The sequence below is a fragment of the Afifella sp. IM 167 genome, from assembly GCF_020144925.1.
Taxonomy (GTDB): domain Bacteria; phylum Pseudomonadota; class Alphaproteobacteria; order Rhizobiales; family Afifellaceae; genus Afifella.
The window spans coordinates 133,810-153,623 of the sequence record NZ_NSLC01000002.1; the positions used below are offsets into that span (position 1 = coordinate 133,810).

The following is a 19,814-nucleotide window of genomic DNA, read 5'->3' on the forward strand; positions in this document are numbered from 1 at the left end:
GCTTTCACCGGCTTTTGCCAAATCCGCCCGGCCACGGCTGGACGCTCCGGCGGGCCTTCGCTAAACACTTGCCGCACCGCACAGCAGCCCGGACCAGATGATCCTTCAGCCGCTCTTCTTCTACCTCTTCTCAGCCGTGACCATCGCTTCGGCCTTCATGGTCATATCCGCGCGCAATCCGGTCCATTCGGTGTTGTTCCTGATTCTCGCCTTCTTCAACGCCGCGGGCCTGTTCGTCCTGCTCGGCGCGGAGTTTCTGGCGATGATCCTGGTCGTCGTCTATGTCGGCGCGGTGGCCGTCCTCTTCCTCTTTGTGGTGATGATGCTGGACGTCGATTTCGTCGAGCTGCGCCAGGGCTTCCTGCAATACCTTCCGGTCGGCGCGCTGGTCGGCCTCGTCCTGCTTGCCGAACTGATCGTCGTCCTCGGCGGCGCCTTCGTCTCGCCGGAGACGGCCGCGCAGGTTGCCCAGCCGATCCCGCCGCTCTCGGAGATGACCAACATCGCCGCCATCGGCTCGATCCTCTACACCAAGTACATCCTCTTCTTTCAGATGGCCGGGCTCGTCCTCCTCGTTGCGATGATCGGCGCCATCGTGCTGACCCTCCGGCACAAGGAAGGGGTGAAGCGGCAGAACATCTCCGCCCAGGTCGGTCGCTCGCGCGAGGCTGCCGTGGAGCTCGTGAAAGTCAAAACGGGGCAGGGAATATGACCATCGGTCTCGGCCATTATCTGACGGTCGCCGCGGTGCTGTTCACCCTCGGCGTCTTCGGCATCTTCCTCAACCGCAAGAACGTCATCATCATCCTGATGTCGGTCGAACTGCTGCTGCTGGCCGTCAACATCAACTTCGTCGCCTTCTCCTCCTTCCTCGGCGACCTCGTCGGACAGATCTTCGCGCTCTTCGTCCTGACGGTCGCGGCGGCCGAAGCGGCCGTCGGCCTGGCGATCCTCGTCGTCTTCTTCCGCAACCGTCATTCCATCGCGGTGGAAGACATCAACATGATGCGGGGCTGAGCGGCGTGTACACGGCAATCGTCTTCCTCCCGCTGCTCGGAGCGATCATTGCGGGCCTGATCTCGCTCTTCGGCGCGGCGGGCCGCCATCCGGCGGAGCCGGTCCGCGAGCGTCGGGGCGGGGCCACCCAAGAGGCCCACCAGGGCGACCACCACCATCACGCGGCCGCCGGTTCGCGGGCGGCGGAGGTGATCACCTCTAGCCTCCTCGTCATCACCGCCGTGCTGTCCTGGGTCGCCTTCTTCGACATCGCGCTCGGCTCAAGGCCCGGTTTCACCGTGCAGGTGCTTTCCTGGCTGCAATCCGGCGATCTCACAGCCGACTGGACACTGCGCATCGACGCGCTGACGGGCGTCATGCTCGTCGTCGTCACCACGGTCTCCGCGCTCGTGCACGTCTATTCGATCGGCTATATGAGCCACGATCCGCACCGGCCGCGCTTCTTTGCCTATCTGTCCTTCTTCACCTTCGCCATGCTGGCGCTGGTGACGTCCGACAACCTCCTGCAGATGTTCTTCGGCTGGGAAGGCGTCGGTCTCGCCTCCTACCTCCTCATCGGCTTCTGGTATCAGCGCCCCTCGGCGAACGCGGCCGCGATGAAGGCCTTCATCGTCAACCGGGTCGGCGATTTCGGCTTCATGCTCGGCATCTTCGGCCTCTTCGTACTGTTCGGCTCGATCTCCTTCGACACGATCTTCGCCAATGCGGGCGCGGTGGCCGAAGGCGAGGGCGCCGCGCTCGACATGTTCGGCTCCGTCTGGACCGGCCAGGGCGCGCTCACCGTCGTCTGCCTGCTTCTCTTCATGGGCGCCATGGGCAAGTCGGCGCAGCTGCCGCTGCATACCTGGCTGCCGGACGCCATGGAGGGCCCGACCCCGGTTTCCGCCCTGATCCACGCCGCGACCATGGTCACGGCCGGCGTCTTCATGGTGGCGCGCATGTCTCCCGTCTTCGAGCATTCAACGACGGCGCTGACCGTGGTCACCTTCATCGGCGCGGCGACCGCGTTCTTCGCGGCGACGGTCGGCCTGGTGCAGAACGACATCAAGCGCGTCATCGCCTATTCGACCTGTTCGCAGCTTGGCTACATGTTCGTCGCGCTCGGCGTCGGCGCCTATTCGATCGGCATTTTCCACCTCTTCACCCACGCCTTCTTCAAGGCGCTGCTCTTCCTGGGCGCGGGCTCGGTCATCCATGCCGTCTCCGACGAGCAGGACATGCGCAAGATGGGCGGGCTGTGGAGAAAGATCCCGATCACATACGCCATGATGCTGGCGGGCACGCTCGCCCTGACGGGCTTTCCGATGACGGCCGGCTTCTTCTCCAAGGACGCCATCATCGAGGCCTCCTTCATGGGCCACAACGTCATGGCCGGCTTCGCCTTTGTCATGCTCGTCGTCGCCGCGGCCTTCACCTCTTTCTATTCCTGGCGCCTCGTCTTCATGACCTTCCATGGCAAGCCGCGGGCATCCACCGAGGTGATGAGCCACATGCACGAAAGCCCGCAGGTGATGCTGATCCCGCTCTATGTGCTGGCGGCCGGCGCGCTCTTCGGCGGCTTGCTCTTCAGCGCCGCCTTCATCGGTGCGGAGAGCACGGCCGAGTTCTGGAAGGGCGCGATCTTCACAGCCCATGGCAACGAGATTCTGGAAGAGATTCACCATGTGCCGTCATGGGTGAAGGCGGCGCCGTTCATCGCCATGGTGCTCGGCTTCCTTACGGCTCTCTTCTTCTACGTGCTCAAGCCGGAGACGCCGAAGGCTCTCTCCAGCAGAATGGGCGCTCTCTACCGCTTCCTTCTCAACAAGTGGTACTTCGATGAGCTCTATGACGCGATCTTCGTGCGGCCGGCTCTCGGCCTTGGCCGCTTTCTCTGGCGGCGGGGCGACGAGGGCACGATCGACCGGCTGGGGCCGGACGGCATTTCCGCCCGCGTCGTCGATATCACCGGAAGGGTCGTCAAGCTGCAGTCGGGCTACCTCTACCACTACGCCTTCGTGATGCTGATCGGTGTCGCCGTGCTCGTCACCTGGATGATGTTTGCTGGGTAACGAGCAATGATGAACTGGCCGATCCTTTCCACGATCACGTTCCTGCCGCTCGTCGGCGCCGGGATCATCTTCCTGTTCATCCATGGGGATGAGGAGGTGCACCGCCGCAACATCCGCCACGTCGCCCTCGGCGTGACGGTCGTGACCTTCCTCGTCTCGCTGCTTCTGTGGACAGGTTTCGACCCCGAAAACCCGGGCTTCCAGTTCACCGAGCAATCGGGATGGCTTGGCGGCTATATGAGCTACCGGATGGGCGTCGACGGCATCTCCATGCTGTTCGTGATCCTGACGACCTTCCTGATGCCCTTCGCCATCCTGGCGAGCTGGGAATCGGTGAAGAGCCGCGTCAAGGAATATATGATCGCCTTCCTGGTGCTGGAGACGCTTATGATCGGCGTCTTCTGTGCGCTCGATCTGGTCCTCTTCTACCTCTTCTTCGAGGGCGGCCTCATCCCGATGTTCCTGATCATCGGCGTATGGGGCGGGCAGCGCCGGGTCTATTCCGCCTTCAAGTTCTTCCTCTACACGCTGCTCGGCTCGGTGCTGATGCTGCTGGCGCTGATGGGGATGTACTGGGAGGCCGGCACGACCTCGATCCCCGAGCTTCTCAACTACCCGTTCCCGCCCTCCATGCAGGGCTGGCTCTGGTTCGCCTTCTTCGCTTCCTTCGCCGTGAAGATGCCGATGTGGCCGGTGCACACCTGGCTGCCGGATGCGCATGTGGAAGCGCCGACCGCCGGCTCGGTCGTGCTGGCGGCAATCCTTCTGAAGATGGGCGGCTATGGCTTCCTGCGCTTCTCGCTGCCGATGTTCCCGCTGGCGAGCGCCGACTACGCGCCGTTCGTCTATGCGCTGTCCATCGTCGCGATCATCTACACCTCGCTCGTCGCGCTGGTGCAGGAGGACATGAAGAAGCTGATCGCCTATTCCTCCGTCGCCCATATGGGCTTCGTCACGATGGGCATCTTCACCGTCACGTCGCAGGGCGTGCAGGGCGGCATCTTCCAGATGCTTTCCCATGGCCTCGTCTCGGGCGCTCTCTTCCTCTCCGTCGGCGTCGTCTACGACCGCCTGCACACGCGCAAGATCGACGCCTATGGCGGTCTGGTGGAGCGCATGCCCTGGTACGCCCTGGCCTTCATGGTCTTCACCATGGCCAATGTCGGCCTGCCGGGCACCTCGGGCTTCGTCGGCGAATTCCTGACCTTGCTCGGCGCCTTCCGCGCCAACACCTGGGTCGCCTTCTTCGCGGCGAGCGGCGTCATCCTCTCGGCCTGCTATGCGCTTTGGCTCTATCGCCGGATCGCTTTCGGCCGCCTGGAGAAGGAGAGCCTGAAATCCATGTTGGACCTGTCGCGGCGCGAGAAGGTGCTTCTCGTTCCGCTGATCGTCCTGATCATTTTCTTCGGCGTCTATCCGCAGCCGATCATGAATGTCACCGCTGCGTCGGTGCAGAACCTCGTCACGCAGGTTGAGGCGGCCCGTTCGGGCGGCACTTCCGCGGCGATGCTCGGCGAGTAAGGAGAGCACGTTGATGGAGCTTGCCACCCTGCCGACGCTGACGCCGCTCATGGCCGAGATCGCTCTCGCCGCGGGCGCGCTCATGCTGTTGATGTTCGGCGTCTTTGCCGGCGAGCGTTCCGCGCCCACCGTCACGGGCATGTCGATCGGCCTTCTCGGCCTCGCCATCCTTCTCGTTCTGTTTGCCGGCACGGACGGCGAGACCTTCAACGGCGCCTTTGTCCAGGACAGCTTCGCCCGCTTCATGAAGGCGCTGACGCTTCTGGCGTCGGGCTTTGCCATCGTCATGTCGGTCGGCTATGCGCGCCAGGCCGGCTTCCAGCGGTTCGAGTATCCGGTGCTGATCGTGCTCGCCACGCTCGGCATGCTGATGATGATCTCGGCCAACGATCTCATCAGCCTCTATCTCGGCCTCGAACTGCAGTCGCTGTCGCTCTACGTGCTCGCCGCCATCCACCGCGATTCCGTGCGCTCGACGGAAGCGGGCCTCAAATACTTCGTCCTTGGCGCGCTCTCTTCCGGCATGCTCCTTTACGGCGCCTCGCTGGTCTACGGCTTCACGGGCCATACCGGCTTTCCGCAGATCGCCGCCGTGCTGGCCGAGAACGGCCGCTCGATCGGCCTCGTCATCGGCCTTGTCTTCGTCATGGCGGGCCTTGCCTTCAAGATTTCCGCCGTGCCCTTCCATATGTGGACGCCGGACGTCTACGAGGGCGCTCCGACACCGGTGACGGCGTTCTTCGCTGCGGCGCCGAAGATCGCGGCGATGTCGCTGATGATGCGGGTCGTTTTCGATGCCTTCGCGCCGATCGCAGCCGACTGGCAGCAGATCATCGCCTTCATCTCGATCGCTTCGATGATGCTCGGCGCCTTTGCCGCGATCGGGCAGAACAACATCAAGCGGCTGATGGCCTATTCCTCCATCGGCCATGTCGGCTTTGCGCTGGTCGGACTCGCCGCGGCCTCGCCCCAGGGCGTGCAGGGCGTCATCCTCTACCTCGTCATCTACGTGCCGATGACGCTCGGCGCGTTTGCCTGCATCCTGGCGATGCGGCGGCGTGGACAGATGGTGGAGGATATCGGTTCACTCGCGGGCCTTTCCCGCACCCAGCCGATGACGGCCTTCCTGCTGGCCGCGATCATGTTCTCGCTTGCCGGCATTCCGCCGCTCGCCGGCTTCTTCGCCAAGTACTATGTCTTCCTGGCCGCGATCGAGGCGAACCTCTACGCGCTCGCCGTCATCGGCGTCGTCAGCAGCGTCGTTGGCGCCTTCTATTATCTGAGGATCGTCAAGCTCATGTACTTCGATGAGCCGGAGGGCAGCTTCGAGGCGATGCCGACCGAGTTGAAGACCGTCCTCACCCTTTCCGGGGTCTTCCTGATCACCTTCCTGTTCTTCGCCTCTCCGATCGTCGACGCCGCGGCAGCCGCCGCAGCCAGCCTCTTTTAGGAGATGGATTTCGTCCTGGGCCGAAGAGCCGCCGCGGAAGGTCATCGTCTCGCTTCGTTCTCCAGTATCGACTCCACCAGCGCCGAAGCGATGCGGCGCGCCCGCGGTGGCGATCCGGGCAGTCTCTGGGTCGTGGCGAGCGAGCAGACGGCCGGGCATGGCCGCCGCGGAAGGCCCTGGACGACGCCGGCGGGCAATCTCGCGGCGAGCCTTCTCATGGTCGTGCCGCGCACGGCGAGCGCCGCCAATCTCGGCTTCGTCGCCGGCCTTGCGCTGCATCGTGCGCTCCTTGCCGTTGCGCCTGGGATCGAGCTTGCCGTCGGCCTCGATGCCGCTTCGGTTGGCGGACAGGGCCAGCGCGGGCGGCTCGCGCTCAAATGGCCGAACGACGTGCTACTGGGTGGCGGGAAGATCGCGGGGATCCTCCTGGAGGCCTCCACGCTCGGCGAGGGTCTGACGGCCGTCGTCATCGGCATCGGCGTCAACGTTGCCCACAGGCCCGAGGGCCTGCCATACCCAACGAGCTCGCTTGCAGGGGAGGGCGCTGCCGTCACGCCGCAGGATCTTTTTGCCGCTCTGTCGGATGCCTGGGTCGAGGAAGAATCGCTCTGGGCCGGCGGACGTGGCTTTTCAGCGATTCGTCGGGCCTGGCTGGAACGCGCTTCCGGCGTCGGCGAACCCGTCGCCGTACAGCTGGGCGAAGAAGTGATACGAGGTACCTTTGACACAATCGATGAGGATGGCCGCCTGATGGTGCGCACGGAAGCCGGAACGCTTTACCCGATCACGGCCGGCGAGGTGCATTTTGCGGCCGCCGCCACGGCGAGGTCCTGATGGCCGGCGAGGGGGCTGACGGCGACCTCACCTTTGTCCCGCTCGGGGGTGTCGGCGAGATCGGCATGAACCTGGCCGTCTACGGCATCGGGGCGGGCCGACGCCGGCGCTACATCGCCGTGGATATGGGCGTCGCCTTCGGCCACGATAACCTGCCGGGCATCGAAGCCGTGCTCCCGGACATTTCCTGGCTCGAGGAGCGGGCCGACCGGCTGGAAGGCATCTTCATCACGCATGCGCACGAGGACCATTTCGGCGCGCTCTTCGATTTCTGGCCGAGACTGAAGGCGCCCGTCTACATGACGCCTTTCGCGGCGGGGCTGCTGGAGGCGAAGGGGGCCGGGGAGGCAGGTTCGCCGGATATCCCGGTCAAGGTCGTCAAGCAGGGCGACCGGGTCGCCGCCGGCCCCTTCGAGGTCGAATTCGTCCCGGTCTCTCATTCGATCCCCGAGCCCAACGCGCTCGTCATCCGCTCTGCCGCGGGAACGGTGGTGCACACCGGCGACTGGAAGATCGACCCGACGCCGGGCATCGGCGTGCCGATCGACGAGGCGCGCCTCGCCGCCATCGGAGAGGAGGGGGTACATGCCCTCGTCTGCGATTCGACCAATGCGCTGCGGGAGGGCGAGAGCCCGAGCGAGGCCGACGTCGCGGAGGTCCTGAAGGACATCATCGCCCGCGCTAGCCAGCGCGTTTGCGTCACCACCTTCGCCAGCAATGTCGGCCGCCTGCGTTCCGTCGCCGAGGCCGCGCTGGCCGCCGAGCGTGAGGTGGTCATCGTCGGGCGGGCGATCCAGCGCGCCGTCGAGGTCGCCACCGAACTCGGCTACCTCGACGGTCTGCCGCCCTTTCTGCGTCAGGATGCCTACGGCTACCTGCCACGCGACAAGGTCGTGGCTCTGATGACCGGAAGCCAGGGCGAACCGCGCGCCGCGCTTGCCCGCATCGTGTCAGGCGATCATCCGGCCGTGGCCATCTCCAAGGGCGACATGGTGATCTTTTCCTCGCGCACGATTCCGGGAAACGAGCGTCCGGTGAATGCCATCATCAACGGCCTCATCAATATCGGCGCCGAAGTCGTCACCGACCGGCTTGGTCTTGTCCATGTCTCGGGGCATCCGCGGCGTGAGGAGCTGAAGCGCCTCTATGCCCTGACGAAGCCCAAGGTGCTCGTGCCTGTCCACGGCGAGGCGCTGCACCTGCACGAGCACGCCAAGCTCGGCCGCGCTTCCGGGATTTCCGAGGTGCTGGAGCTGCGCAATGGCGATCTCGCGCGCCTCTGGCCGGGGCCTTCGGAGGTCATTTCCAAGATTGGCGCCGGCCAGCTCTACCGTGACGGACGGTTGCTGCTGGAGCCGGAGAGGAGTGGCGTCGAGGCGCGCCGCAAGCTCGCTTTTGCCGGTGCCGTCTTCGTTTCTCTCGTCATGAGGGACAGCGGCGCCATCGCCGACGATCCCGAGCTTGTTCTCCTCGGTCTGCCGAATCGCGATTCGGAGGGAGAGCCAATGCAGGCGCTTCTGGAGGATATCGTCGACGAGACGATCGAACAGCTGCCCAAGGCGAAACGCCGCGACGAGACGAGCCTGAGCGAAGCGGTGCGGCGTGCTGTCCGCTCTCAGGTCTCGCAGATCTGGGGCAAGAAGCCTACCGTGGCGGTCACCGTCAGCTATATCTGAACGCGCCATGCTGGGACGTCTCAATCACATCGCCATCGCCGTCGCGGATCTCGACGCCTCGACCGCCCTTTATCGTGACACGCTGGGCGCCGAGGTTTCGGAGCCCGACGCCCTGCCGGAGCACGGGGTGACCGTCGTCTTCGTCAAACTGCCGAACACCAAGGTCGAGCTTCTCGCGCCGCTAGGGGACAATTCGCCGATCGCGGCGTTCCTCGAGCGCAATCCGGCCGGCGGCATCCATCACATCTGCTACGAGGTGGAGGACATCTTCGCCGCCCGCGACCGGATGTTGGCGGAGGGCAGGCGCGTTCTCGGCAGCGGCGAGCCCAAGACGGGCGCCCACGGCAAGCCGGTCCTCTTCCTGCATCCGAAGGATTTCGGCGGCACGCTCATCGAGCTGGAACAGGCCTGAGATCGCCATGTCCTGGTTCGCCGCGCTAGCCGTCTACTTCGTGATCTGGTGGCTCTGTCTCTTCGCCGTCCTTCCATGGGGAATTCGCACCCAGGAGGAGGAGGGCGACATCACGCTCGGCACGGATCGTGCGGCGCCGGCGGCACACCGGATGGGCAGGAAACTTCTGGTGAATTCGCTGGTGGCAGCGATACTTTTCGCCCTGATCTACGCGGCGATCAACGTCTTCCACATCTCCCTGGAGGATCTCGTCGTCTAGACGAAGAGCCCTCTGCTCGGGACGAAAGCTTGATTAGAAAGCAAATAAAAAAGGCAAGGCCGCAGCCCTGCCTTGAACTTGAGTTGGCTTTCGCCTTTGGCTTTCCTCTCTTGAGCGGAGGAGCCTTGTTCCCGTTTCCTTCCTAGACCGGCCGCCATGTCTGCGGTGTTTCACCACATGAGGCAGGGAGTACCCTATCCGAGCGCCAACCGCTTGTCACCAGCCTTCCACACAATTTGCGTCATTTTTCATCGGCATCTGCACAAAAGCGTTGCATGCAAATGAGCGGGGTCGAAAGGCTTCCGCCGCGCTTGCCAATCGAGACGCGATACGGTTTGTGTGCCCCTCTTTGTCCAGCCCGGATCGCAAGAAATGCGGCTCTCCAGATACTTCCTGCCTATCCTGAAAGAAGACCCCAAGGAGGCGGAAATCGTCTCCCACCGTTTGATGCTGCGCGCCGGCATGATCCGCCAGCAATCGGCGGGCATCTATTCCTGGCTGCCGCTCGGCAAGCGCGTCCTCGACAAGGTCAACGCCATCATCCGCGAGGAGCAGAATCGCGCCGGCGCGCAGGAGATCATGATGCCGACGATCCAGTCGGCGGATCTGTGGATCGAGAGCGGCCGCTACAACGACTACGGCCAGGAGATGCTGCGCATCAAGGACCGGCACGACCGGGCGTTGCTCTACGGTCCGACCAACGAGGAGATGGTGACGGACATCTTCCGCTCCCATGTGCGCTCGTACCGGGACCTTCCGCTCAACCTCTATCACCTGCAGTGGAAGTTCCGCGATGAGGTGCGCCCCCGATTCGGCGTCATGCGCTCGCGTGAATTCCTGATGAAGGACGCCTATTCGTTCGATCTCGACTACGAGGGCGCGCGGGCGGCCTACAACCGCATGTTCGTCGCCTATCTGCGGACTTTCTCGCGATTCGGTCTGCAGCCGATTCCGATGCGTGCCGAGACGGGACCGATCGGCGGCGACCTCTCGCACGAATTCATCGTCCTTGCCGATACGGGCGAGAGCGCGGTCTACTGCGACCGCACGCTACTCGACCTGCCGATTCCCGGCGAGGACACTGATTTCATGGGCGACCTGTCGCCGATCATCGAAGCCTGGACGGGCGCCTATGCGGCGACCGACGACATGCATGACGCGGCAGCTTTCGAGGACGTGCCGCAGGACCGGCGCGTTTCGGCCCGCGGGATCGAGATCGGCCATATTTTCTACTTCGGGACCAAATACTCCGCACCGATGCGCGCGCTTGTGGCGAATCAGGAAGGCGAGATGGTCCCTGTCCATATGGGCTCCTACGGCATCGGCCCGACCCGCGTCGTCGCCGCCATCATCGAGGCGAGTCATGACGATGCGGGCATCATCTGGCCGAAATCCGTCGCACCCTTCGATCTCGGCGTCGTCAACCTGAAGCCGGGCGACGAGCGCACCGACGAGATCGCCGAAGGCCTGGTGGTGCGGCTCGAAAGGGCGGGCGTCGAGGTCCTTTATGACGATGTCGACCAGCGCGCCGGCGCCAAATTCGCCACCATGGACCTCATCGGCCTGCCGACGCAGGTCGTGGTCGGACCGCGCGGAGCGGCCGCCGGCGAGGTCGAGGTCAAGGATCGCGCCACGGGCGCCAAGGAAACCCTGTCGCTCGACGAGGCCGTCAACCGCCTCGTCCACGAGAAGGGCTGAGGAGCGGGCGTGGAGACAGCCGAGAGCGACGGGGCGGGCGCAGCCGCGGGCAGGCCGGAAACGGCGGGCGATGGCGGAGCGCGGCCGCAAGCGAGCGCGGCGGCCGCCACACGCCCCTTTTCGGCCTTCGAGTGGATGCTGGCGCTGCGCTATCTGCGCCCGCGCCGCAAGGAAGCCTTCATCTCCGTCATCGCCGGCTTCTCCTTCCTCGGCATCTGTCTCGGTGTGGCGACCCTGGTCATTGTCATGGCGGTGATGAACGGATTTCGCGCCGAACTGCTCGACAAGATCCTCGGCATCAACGGCCATCTCGTGCTGCAGCCGGTTGATACGCCGCTGACCGATTACGACGCGGTTGCAAAGCGCGTCTCGGCGGTGCCGGGCGTGCGCGCCGCGATACCGCTCGTGGAGGGCCAGGCGCTGGCCTCGGGCGCTGCGCCCGGCGGCACAGGCGTGCTCGTGCGCGGCATCCGCGGCGCCGACCTCGACAAGGTGCCGGGCGTGTCCGGCAACATCCAGTCGGGCAGCCTCGACGATTTCGACACCGCCGGCGGAATTGCGATCGGCTCGCGCCTCGCGCAGTCGCTCGGCATCTTCGTCGGCGACAACATGACACTCGTCTCGCCGCGCGGAGCAGTGACGCCGATGGGCGTGGCACCGCGGGTCAAGGCCTACCGGGTGACGGCGATCTTCCAGATCGGCATGTCGGAGTACGATTCCACCTTCGTCTTCATGCCGCTGCCCGAGGCGCAGGCCTATTTCAACCAGGGCGAGGAGGTCGGCGCGATCGAGGTCTATCTCGACGATCCCGACAAGGTCGGCGAGATGCGGGCCACGATCGAGGAGGCGGCCGACCGGCCGATCTTCTCCTCCGACTGGCGACAGCGAAACGTCACCTTCTTCTCCGCCCTGCAGGTGGAGCGGAACGTCATGTTCATTATCCTGACGCTGATCGTGCTCGTTGCCGCCCTCAACATCATCTCCGGCCTCATCATGCTGGTGAAGGACAAGGGCCACGACATCGCCATCCTGCGCACCATGGGCGCGACGCGCGGCGCGATCCTGCGGATCTTCTTCATCACCGGCGCCTCGATCGGCGTGGTCGGGACCATCTCCGGCTTCCTGATCGGCGCACTCGTCTGTCTCAATATCGAGAGCCTTCGCGAGTTCGTCACCTGGATCACCCGCACGGAGGTTTTCTCGCCCGAGCTCTACTATCTCTCCCGGCTGCCGGCGGACATGGATGTGAGCGAAACGGCTTCCATCGTCATCATGGCGATCCTCCTTTCCTTCCTCGCCACGCTCTATCCGGCCTGGCGGGCGGCCCGGCTCGATCCGGTCGAGGCGCTGCGATACGAATGAGCGCGCCAGCCAAAGATGCTGTGCTTCATCTCGACAAGGTGGAGCGCGTCTATGTGAGCGGCGCGAGCGAGCTGCCGGTGCTGAAGGGGGCCGAGCTTGCGATTCGCCCGGGAGAGCTCGTCGCGCTCGTCGCGCCATCGGGGGCTGGAAAGTCGACGCTCCTGCACATGGCCGGGCTTCTGGAAAAGCCGGACCGCGGCGAAGTCTTTATCGGCGGCGTCGCGACCGGCAGCCTCGACGATCAGGCGCGAACGGGCCTGCGGCGCACCGAGATCGGCTTCGTCTATCAGTTCCACCACCTCCTGCCGGAATTCTCGGCGCTGGAAAACTGCATCATCCCGCAGATGATCGCCGGCCTCACGCGCGGCGAGGCGACCGAGCGTGCACGCCAGCTTCTCGCCTATCTGAGGATCGACCAGCGGGCCGACCACCGGCCGGCCGAGCTCTCGGGAGGCGAACAGCAGCGCGTCGCGATCGCCCGCGCCTTTGCCAATGCGCCCCGCCTTCTCCTCGCCGACGAACCGACGGGCAACCTCGATCCGAAGACCTCCGATCACGTCTTCGAAGCCCTGACGACTCTGGTGCGCGAAACGGAGCTTGCCGGGCTCGTCGCCACCCACAATCTCGCTCTCGCCAGGCGGATGGACCGCACGGTGACGCTCAAGGACGGGCTCGTCGTTCCTTACGAAGAGGGTTGAGCCGGGCGGGCTGAGCGACGGAAGCCGAGCCGCCTGTACGCAGTTCTCGCATCGGCCTGAAAGGGTCTCGTGCCGGGAAGGCGGGTCGCCGAAAATTCCCAGGCATCGCCCACAGGCGCGGTTCAAGCTTGCGCACGCCCGCCGCCGCACGCGTTGCGGCCTTTTCCCGTACCGGAGTCTCGCCGACGTATCGGGCGGGCGCGCCCGCGTGCCGTTCCCAGCATCCCTTAAGCAGCAAGCCAAGCCGGCTAAGGACACAAGCCCCGCACCATCGGCGCCTGATAGCCTCGCTGAAACTGGGCACTTGACAGAAAAGGCGCAAAAGAGAACACTAAGGGAACAGAGAGGGAGACAACGATGAACATTTTCGCTTCCGAGGCCTTGTCCTTCGCCGCCACCGCCGTCTTCACCGGCAGCCTCTACCTCATCAGCCTCGGTCTCTTTGCGCCGATCTGAGGTCGTTCGACCTTGTCACGCCTGCAGGGTCAGCGTTTCGACCGAAAAGATGGTCGGCAAGTGTTCGGCAAGCCGGCGCCAGCTGTCGCCTTCATCGAAGCTCGCATAGAGCGAGCCGGTATTGGTGCCGAAATAGACGCCGGCCGGATCCATGCGGTCCGTCGCCATGGCCTGGCGGAGAACCGCGAAATAGGCGTGTGACTGGGGCAGGCCCTCGCGCAGGTCCTGCCAGGTCTGGCCGCCATCGCGCGAGCGCCACACGGCCGCCGCACCGTCCGGAACGAAGCGGCCTTTTTCCGCGCCGTTGAGGGGCAGGAGGAAGACAGTTTCCGGATCGCGCGGATGGGCCGCAACCGGAAAACCGAAATCGGAGGGCAGGCCCGCCTCGATGCTTTCCCAGTTCCGGCCGCCGTCGTCGCTCCGATACATGCCGCAATGGTTCTGCTGGTAGAGCCGGCCTCCCGCGCCGGCCGCCGGGGCGATGTTGTGGACGCACTGGCCGACTTCCGGATATCGCTGGTCCTCCGGCATGTAATCCGCGCGCGTGCCGCCGTTCCGCGGCTCCCAGCTCTCGCCGCCGTCGGGCGAGTAGAAGACGCCCGCCGCTGAGATGCCGACCCACAGCTCCCTCGGGGCTTCCGGGTGGACGACGATCGAGTGCAGCGTCAGACCCGCGCCGCCGGGATTCCAGCTTGGCCTTGTCGGATGGTTGGCAAGCGCCGGCAAATGCTCCCAGTTCTCGCCTCCGTCGTGGCTGCGGAAGATGCCGGCCGGCTTTGCCCCGGCATAAAGATGGCCGTTTGCAACCGCCAGGCTCCACACCGACTGGATGGGCTCCGACCCTTCCGGATAGGCAAGACCCTTGCCCGAGCGGGTCCAGCTCTTGCCGAGATCCGGCGACCTCCACACATCCGTACCTACCCAGGGATGCCCGCCGGCTGCGTAAATGACGCCGGTTGCCGGATCGCCGACAACATGGTTGATCGGCCATGCCTCGCAGAACGGCCCGCGCAGATCGAATGTCTCGCGGCTGGCGTCGCTTTCCATGAGAAAGGCGCCCTTGGTGGTTCCGATTAGAAGGGTGATCCGGGTCAAATCGATTCCTCCCCGCATCGCGGCATTCCGCCACCGGCTGCCGCGCGCCTCGACCCTGACGACAGGTCATGATAAATTGATATCAACGTAATTCGGTCATGTCAAAAGCAGAAGACCCCACCTACGCGACGACGCTGGAAGTGCGCGACACCTGCCTCTGCCTCTTCGTGCAGCGCGCCGCGCGTTCGCTTGCTCGCCGCTTCGATGCGGCTCTGCGGCCTCTCGATCTGACCAACGGGCAGTTCTCGCTGCTGATGTCGCTCAACCGGCCGGCGCCGCCCGCCATGGGCGATGTCGCCGAACTCCTCGCCATGGACCGAACGACCCTGACGGCCAACCTCAAGCCGCTGGAACGCCGCGGTCTCGTTTCGGTAGCGGTCGGGGAGGGGGACCGGCGCCGGAGATTGCTTCGTTTGACGAAGGAAGGCCGAGCGCTGCTTGCAGAGGCCGTGCCGATCTGGCGCCGGGAGCATGCCGTGATCGAGGGGCTCTTGGCCTGCGGCGATGCCGACCGCCTGCGGGCCGATCTTCTCTCGCTCTCGTAAGGGGGCGGATCGCTTCTAGTTGGCGGCGTCACGGCATGCCGGGCACGGCAAAGAGCAGAAACTGGTTCTTCTGCCCGAACGTGCCGAAATTGTCGTCGGCAGCGACGAGCAGCGTCCTCTCGCCGCCGATCTTCGGGCCCCAGCTCGCGGCCTCGATATTGTCGGGCTCGATACCGAACGCGCCGGCGCCCAGCGAGAACCAGAGGCGTTTTTCGACCGGCGTTACGTCGCGTCCCTTCAGCGAGGCAAGCCCGGTGACCTCTTCTGCGCCCTTGAGCGTCACGACGTAGAACGCGATGCGGCGCGCCTGGCCGAGCGCGAAGGCACGCTCGATGAAGACGAAGCGTTCCGCGTCCAGGGCCAGTGCCTCGCTGACCCCGTTCTCGGCGAAGAACGCCAGGGCGCCCGAAGGCGCCGGATCGGTCTCGTAGGCATATTCGGTGTAGGATTGTGGCCGGTCCGGTTCCATCAGCACGATGCGCGAAAGGCTGCCGGCCGTGGCGCTCGCGGGCGGGCCGTCCTGTTTCAGCGCGTTCTCCGTCACCGCCAGGATCCGGCCGCTTTCAGGCACGATCGCGAGCGCTTCATAGCCGAGATTGTCGGCAACCCCCTCTTTGCCGCCATTGCCCCAGCGGACCGCGCGCGGCGGCCGCAGTCTGCGCAGGAGGTGCCCTGAAAGGTCGCTCTCGGCGATCGCGGGCTTGCCGAGATCGCCGCTCTCGCTGGTCCAGAAGATATGCTGGCTCGCCGCATCGAAACGAAGGGCCTCCGGGTCGATCCGGCCTTTACCGAAGGGTTTGCCGTCCTTGCCCAGGAGGGAAGTCGTCGCCACGACCTCGATGTCATGAAGGCCCTCGGCATCGGCGACGAGGCGCAGCGTGTAGAAGCGGGCCGGGCCTTCCTCCGACCGGTCGTCCGAAATGGCGTAGAAGACGTCGCGCCCGGCATCGTAGTCGAGGCCCGAAATGCCGCCGAAGGTCGCGTCCTCGCCGCCCGCATCCGGCGGTACGATGAAGCTGCCGATGAGCCGCGGCTGCGCCGGCACCTCCGCGCCCACGGCTGGAAAGGCGGCGAGCACGAGCGCCGCCAGGAAGGCGAGTAGGGGCACTCGGCGGCGGCATTGCTGACTCATGGCCGGCAACCTAGCAAACCGGCGGCGGGAATGCGCCGGGGCTGAACGCTCTTCCAGATGACGGGCCCGAATGACGGGGACGAGGGGCATTCGCGCTGTCGCTGGTCGGTGCGACTCGGTACTCTGGGCAAAGGAGGATCGTGCTTCTTGGCTCCCAGCTTCATCCATCTCAACTGCCATTCGGCCTATTCGCTTCTGGAAGGCGCGCTTCCCGTCAAGAAGCTGATCGACCTGGCATCGAAGGCCGAGATGCCGGCCGTGGGCGTGACGGACAGCGCCAACCTCTTCGGCGCGCTCGAATTTTCCGAAAAGGCGGCCGACGCCGGCATCCAGCCGATCGTCGGCTGCAAATTGCCCGTCGCCTTCGCCCCGCCGGTGGCGAGCGGGCGCTACGAGACGACGCGCATTGCGCCGCGCGAGCACATCTTCCTGCTTTCGGCCACCGACGAGGGCTGGCAGAATCTCGTCGCCCTCGTCACCCGGCACTATCTCGGCGCCGAGGGCGGCGGCCTGCCGCTGACACCGGAGCTTCTGGCCGAGCACGGGGCGGGCCTCATAGCGCTGACCGGCGGCCATGACGGCATCCTCTACCGCGCCTTCGCGGAGGGAAGGGGGGAGGAAGCCGGCGAGCACCTGCTTTGCCTGAAGCGCATCTTTTCCGATCGGCTCTACGTCTCCGTCGAGCGCCACGGCATGAGGGCCGAGCGGATCGGGGAGGCGGGCGTGCTGGAACTCGCCTATGGCGAGCGCCTGCCGATCGTGGCCACCAACGAGCCCTTCTTCGCCGCCGCCGACGATTACGAAGCGCATGACGCGCTGCTGGCCGTCGCCGAGGGCAGGGTGCTTTCGGAAGACGACCGCCGCCAGCTGACGCCGGACCACGCCTTCCTGTCGCCGGCCGAGATGACCGCGCGATTCGCCGATCTGCCGGAGGCGGTGGAAAACACCGTCGAGGTGGCGATGCGCTGCCACACGCGGCCGAAGACGCGGGCTCCGATCCTGCCGCGCTTCGTCGCCGGGGAAGTGGCGGACGAGCATGCCGCCGAGGCCGAGGAGGCGGGCGAACTGCGCCGCCAGGCCGAGGAGGGGCTGACGCGCCGGCTCGAAAAGCTCGGCACCGCTCCCGGACGCGAGGAAAAGGACTACCGGGACCGCCTCGCCCTGGAGCTCTCCATCATCGAGAGCATGAAGTTTCCGGGCTACTTCCTCATCGTCGCCGACTTCATCAAATGGGCGAAGGATCGCGGCATCCCGGTCGGGCCGGGCCGCGGCTCGGGCGCCGGCTCCGTCGTCGCCTGGTCGCTCACCATCACCGACCTCGATCCGCTCCGCTTCAACCTGCTCTTCGAGCGCTTCCTCAATCCCGAACGCGTCTCCATGCCGGATTTCGACGTCGACTTCTGTCAGGAGCGGCGCGACGAGGTGATCGCCTACGTGCAGTCGCGTTACGGCGGCGAGCAGGTGGCGCAGATCATCACCTTCGGAACGCTGCAGGCGCGTGCCGCCCTGCGCGATGTCGGGCGCGTCCTGGAGATGCCCTACGGTCAGGTGGACCGGCTCTGCAAGCTGGTGCCGGCCGATCCCGCCAACCCCGTGACGCTTCAGCAGGCCGTCGCGGACGAGCCGCGCTTTGCCGAGGAGGCCGAGCGCGAGCCGGTCGTCGAACGGCTCCTCGATATCGCCACGCGCCTGGAGGGGCTCTACCGCCACGCATCCACGCACGCTGCCGGCATCGTCATCGGCGACCGGCCGCTGCATGAACTGGTGCCGCTCTACCGCGATCCGCGCTCGCCGCTGCCCGTCACCCAGTTCAACATGAAATGGGTGGAGCAGGCGGGCCTGGTGAAGTTCGACTTCCTTGGCCTCAAGACCCTGACCGTCCTCGACAAGGCGATCCGGCTTCTCGCCAAGCGGGGCATCGCCTGCGATCTCTCCGCCCTGCCGCTCGACGATCCGGCGACCTACCAGATGCTCGCCCGCGGCGAGACGGTCGGCGTCTTCCAGCTGGAAAGCCAGGGCATGCGCCGCGCCCTTGTCGGCATGCGCGCCGACCGCTTCGAGGACATCATCGCGCTTGTTGCCCTCTACCGGCCGGGCCCGATGGACAACATCCCGACCTACAACCGCCGCAAGCACGGCGAGGAGGAGCCCGACTATCTGCTGCCGGAGCTGGAGCCGACGCTGAAGGAGACCTACGGCGTCATCATCTACCAGGAGCAGGTGATGCAGATCGCGCAGACCCTCTCCGGCTACTCGCTCGGCGAGGCCGATCTGCTGCGCCGCGCCATGGGCAAGAAGATCAAGGCGGAGATGGACGCCCAGCGCGAGCGTTTCGTGGAGGGCGCCAAGGACCGCGGCGTCAAGGCCGCCGACGCCGCCACCGTCTTCGACCTCGTCGCCAAATTCGCCTCCTACGGCTTCAACAAGTCCCACGCCGCCGCCTATGCGCTCGTCGCCTTCCAGACGGCGTATCTGAAGGCGAATTATCCGGCCGAGTTCCTGGCCGCCTCCATGACCCTCGACATGGGCAACACCGACAAGCTCGGTGAATTCCGCCTGGATGCGAAGCGCCTCGGCATTTCCGTGCTGCCGCCGGACATCAACCGCTCCGGCATCGTCTTCGACGTGGAGGATGGCGACATCGTCTACGCGCTCTCCGCCCTGAAGGGCGTCGGCCACCAGGTGGTGGAGCATATCGTGGAGCGGCGCGGCGATCGCCCCTTCGAGGGCCTGGCCGACTTCGTCGCCCGCACCGATCCGCGCCTCATCGGCCGGCGCGCGCTTGAGTGCCTTATCCAGGCCGGCGCCTTCGACTGCATGGGACTCGACCGCGCCACGCTCTTCGCCAATGTCGGGCGCATGGTGCGTTCCGGCTCCGAGCATCATGCCCGCCGCGAGGCGGGCGTCGTCGATCTCTTCGCCGCGCCGACCGACGCGCCGGATCTGACGCTGCTTCCCGCCGAATCATGGCCGAAGCCGGAACAGCTGATGCGCGAGCTCGCGGCCGTGGGCGCCTATCTCTCCGGCCATCCGCTCGACGCCTATACCGATGTCGTGCGCAAGAAGGGCGGCAAGAGCTGGGAAGAATTTGCCCATTCGGTGCGCCGGCTCGGCGCGGAGGCGGGCCTGGTGGCGGCGACGCTCGTCAGGAAGCAGGAAAAGCGCACCCGCTCGGGCGGACGCATCGGCATCCTGACGCTCTCCGATCCTTCCGGCCAGTACGAAGCGGTCCTCTACCAGGAGAGCCTTTTTGAATGGCGCGACCGGCTGGAACCCGGCCATTCCTACCTTTTCCGCCTCTCCGCCGAGATGGAAGACGAGACCGACGACCTGCGAACCCGCGTCCTTGGCATCGAGCCGCTGGAGGATGCGGCGGCGCGCCTGTCGCGCTCCCTCACCGTCTATCTGGAGGACAGCGGCCCGGTGGACCGGGTCGCCGGCCGGCTCGGATCCGAAGGGGAGGCGAACGTCTCGCTCGTGCTGATGCGCCGCGCCGAAAGGCGTGAGATCGAGATACGGCTGCCCGGCCACTATCAGGTGACGCCCCAGATCGCCAGTGCGATCAAGGCAATGCCGGGCGTGGTTCACGTCGAACTTCAGTAGCGGGA

General features: G+C 65.6%; 16 protein-coding genes. 14 read left to right on the forward strand and 2 right to left on the reverse strand.

Features of this window, described 5'->3' with window-relative positions:
* Positions 1 to 97 precede the first annotated feature (97 nt).
* The 12 genes from CLD20_RS03240 (at position 98) to CLD20_RS03295 (ending at position 12,978) form a co-directional block, all read left to right on the forward strand.
* Positions 98 to 712: an NADH-quinone oxidoreductase subunit J gene (locus CLD20_RS03240; protein ID WP_224405163.1), complete on the forward strand. Its 615-nt coding sequence runs from the start codon at positions 98 to 100 to the stop codon at positions 710 to 712.
* Positions 709 to 1,017: an NADH-quinone oxidoreductase subunit NuoK gene (nuoK, locus tag CLD20_RS03245; protein WP_224405164.1), complete on the forward strand. Its 309-nt coding sequence runs from the start codon at positions 709 to 711 to the stop codon at positions 1,015 to 1,017. Before CLD20_RS03240 ends, nuoK begins: the two co-directional genes overlap by 4 nt.
* 5 nt (positions 1,018 to 1,022) lie before the next feature.
* Complete coding sequence (gene nuoL / locus CLD20_RS03250; RefSeq protein WP_224405165.1) at positions 1,023 to 3,068, forward strand: NADH-quinone oxidoreductase subunit L; 2,046 nt, start codon at positions 1,023 to 1,025, stop codon at positions 3,066 to 3,068.
* A gap of 6 nt (positions 3,069 to 3,074) precedes the next feature.
* Positions 3,075 to 4,589 carry an NADH-quinone oxidoreductase subunit M gene (locus CLD20_RS03255; protein ID WP_224405166.1) on the forward strand — a complete coding sequence of 505 codons (1,515 nt, stop codon included), beginning with the start codon at positions 3,075 to 3,077 and terminating at the stop codon, positions 4,587 to 4,589.
* Positions 4,590 to 4,602: 13 nt separating this feature from the next.
* Positions 4,603 to 6,039, forward strand: coding sequence for an NADH-quinone oxidoreductase subunit NuoN (nuoN, locus tag CLD20_RS03260; protein ID WP_224405167.1), 1,437 nt, complete (start codon positions 4,603 to 4,605; stop codon positions 6,037 to 6,039).
* A 90-nt stretch (positions 6,040 to 6,129) separates the two neighbouring features.
* The gene (locus CLD20_RS03265) at positions 6,130 to 6,873 is read left to right on the forward strand and encodes a biotin--[acetyl-CoA-carboxylase] ligase (RefSeq protein WP_370636789.1); all 744 of its coding nucleotides are present in this window, start codon (positions 6,130 to 6,132) and stop codon (positions 6,871 to 6,873) included.
* Complete coding sequence (locus CLD20_RS03270) at positions 6,873 to 8,549, forward strand: ribonuclease J (RefSeq protein ID WP_224405169.1); 1,677 nt, start codon at positions 6,873 to 6,875, stop codon at positions 8,547 to 8,549. The genes CLD20_RS03265 and CLD20_RS03270 overlap by 1 nt, the downstream gene beginning before the upstream one ends.
* Before the next feature lie 7 nt (positions 8,550 to 8,556).
* Entirely contained in the window at positions 8,557 to 8,961 is a 405-nt protein-coding gene (gene mce, locus CLD20_RS03275) for a methylmalonyl-CoA epimerase (protein ID WP_224405170.1), read from the forward strand.
* Between the two features lie 7 nt (positions 8,962 to 8,968).
* Positions 8,969 to 9,220: a DUF1467 family protein gene (locus CLD20_RS03280; RefSeq protein WP_224405171.1), complete on the forward strand. Its 252-nt coding sequence runs from the start codon at positions 8,969 to 8,971 to the stop codon at positions 9,218 to 9,220.
* Between the two features lie 372 nt (positions 9,221 to 9,592).
* A complete protein-coding gene (gene proS / locus CLD20_RS03285; protein ID WP_224405172.1) occupies positions 9,593 to 10,918 on the forward strand; it encodes a proline--tRNA ligase in 1,326 nt (441 codons plus the stop codon).
* A 135-nt stretch (positions 10,919 to 11,053) separates the two neighbouring features.
* Entirely contained in the window at positions 11,054 to 12,280 is a 1,227-nt protein-coding gene (locus CLD20_RS03290; RefSeq protein ID WP_224405527.1) for a lipoprotein-releasing ABC transporter permease subunit, read from the forward strand.
* Complete coding sequence (locus tag CLD20_RS03295; protein WP_224405173.1) at positions 12,277 to 12,978, forward strand: ABC transporter ATP-binding protein; 702 nt, start codon at positions 12,277 to 12,279, stop codon at positions 12,976 to 12,978. The genes CLD20_RS03290 and CLD20_RS03295 overlap by 4 nt, the downstream gene beginning before the upstream one ends.
* A gap of 471 nt (positions 12,979 to 13,449) precedes the next feature.
* Here the strand turns inward: CLD20_RS03295 and CLD20_RS03300 are convergent, their stop codons facing one another.
* Complete coding sequence (locus CLD20_RS03300) at positions 13,450 to 14,481, reverse strand: sialidase family protein (protein WP_224405528.1); 1,032 nt, start codon at positions 14,479 to 14,481, stop codon at positions 13,450 to 13,452.
* A 146-nt stretch (positions 14,482 to 14,627) separates the two neighbouring features.
* On the opposite strand from CLD20_RS03300, the gene CLD20_RS03305 reads away from it, so the two are divergent.
* Positions 14,628 to 15,074, forward strand: coding sequence for a MarR family winged helix-turn-helix transcriptional regulator (locus tag CLD20_RS03305; protein ID WP_224405174.1), 447 nt, complete (start codon positions 14,628 to 14,630; stop codon positions 15,072 to 15,074).
* A gap of 28 nt (positions 15,075 to 15,102) precedes the next feature.
* Here CLD20_RS03305 and CLD20_RS03310 read toward each other — a convergent pair whose 3' ends face one another.
* Positions 15,103 to 16,206, reverse strand: a complete 1,104-nt coding sequence (locus CLD20_RS03310; RefSeq protein WP_224405175.1) for an esterase-like activity of phytase family protein — start codon at positions 16,204 to 16,206, stop codon at positions 15,103 to 15,105.
* 57 nt (positions 16,207 to 16,263) lie between these two features.
* On the opposite strand from CLD20_RS03310, the gene dnaE reads away from it, so the two are divergent.
* A complete protein-coding gene (gene dnaE, locus CLD20_RS03315) occupies positions 16,264 to 19,809 on the forward strand; it encodes a DNA polymerase III subunit alpha (RefSeq protein ID WP_370636790.1) in 3,546 nt (1,181 codons plus the stop codon).
* Positions 19,810 to 19,814 lie beyond the last annotated feature (5 nt).

Excerpts from the sequence above, each read along its gene's own strand:
- CLD20_RS03240 (WP_224405163.1), top strand. The coding sequence starts at position 98 with ATGATCCTTCAGCCGCTCTTCTTCTACCTCTTCTCAGCCGTGACCATC.
- nuoK (WP_224405164.1), top strand. The coding sequence starts at position 709 with ATGACCATCGGTCTCGGCCATTATCTGACGGTCGCCGCGGTGCTGTTC.
- CLD20_RS03255 (WP_224405166.1), top strand. The coding sequence starts at position 3,075 with ATGATGAACTGGCCGATCCTTTCCACGATCACGTTCCTGCCGCTCGTC.
- nuoN (WP_224405167.1), top strand. The coding sequence starts at position 4,603 with ATGGAGCTTGCCACCCTGCCGACGCTGACGCCGCTCATGGCCGAGATC.
- CLD20_RS03265 (WP_370636789.1), top strand. The coding sequence starts at position 6,130 with ATGCGGCGCGCCCGCGGTGGCGATCCGGGCAGTCTCTGGGTCGTGGCG.
- CLD20_RS03270 (WP_224405169.1), top strand. The coding sequence starts at position 6,873 with ATGGCCGGCGAGGGGGCTGACGGCGACCTCACCTTTGTCCCGCTCGGG.
- mce (WP_224405170.1), top strand. The coding sequence starts at position 8,557 with ATGCTGGGACGTCTCAATCACATCGCCATCGCCGTCGCGGATCTCGAC.
- CLD20_RS03280 (WP_224405171.1), top strand. The coding sequence starts at position 8,969 with ATGTCCTGGTTCGCCGCGCTAGCCGTCTACTTCGTGATCTGGTGGCTC.
- proS (WP_224405172.1), top strand. The coding sequence starts at position 9,593 with ATGCGGCTCTCCAGATACTTCCTGCCTATCCTGAAAGAAGACCCCAAG.
- CLD20_RS03290 (WP_224405527.1), top strand. The coding sequence starts at position 11,054 with ATGCTGGCGCTGCGCTATCTGCGCCCGCGCCGCAAGGAAGCCTTCATC.
- CLD20_RS03295 (WP_224405173.1), top strand. The coding sequence starts at position 12,277 with ATGAGCGCGCCAGCCAAAGATGCTGTGCTTCATCTCGACAAGGTGGAG.
- CLD20_RS03300 (WP_224405528.1), bottom strand. The coding sequence starts at position 14,481 with ATGGAAAGCGACGCCAGCCGCGAGACATTCGATCTGCGCGGGCCGTTC.
- CLD20_RS03305 (WP_224405174.1), top strand. The coding sequence starts at position 14,628 with ATGTCAAAAGCAGAAGACCCCACCTACGCGACGACGCTGGAAGTGCGC.
- CLD20_RS03310 (WP_224405175.1), bottom strand. The coding sequence starts at position 16,206 with ATGAGTCAGCAATGCCGCCGCCGAGTGCCCCTACTCGCCTTCCTGGCG.
- dnaE (WP_370636790.1), top strand. The coding sequence starts at position 16,264 with ATGACGGGCCCGAATGACGGGGACGAGGGGCATTCGCGCTGTCGCTGG.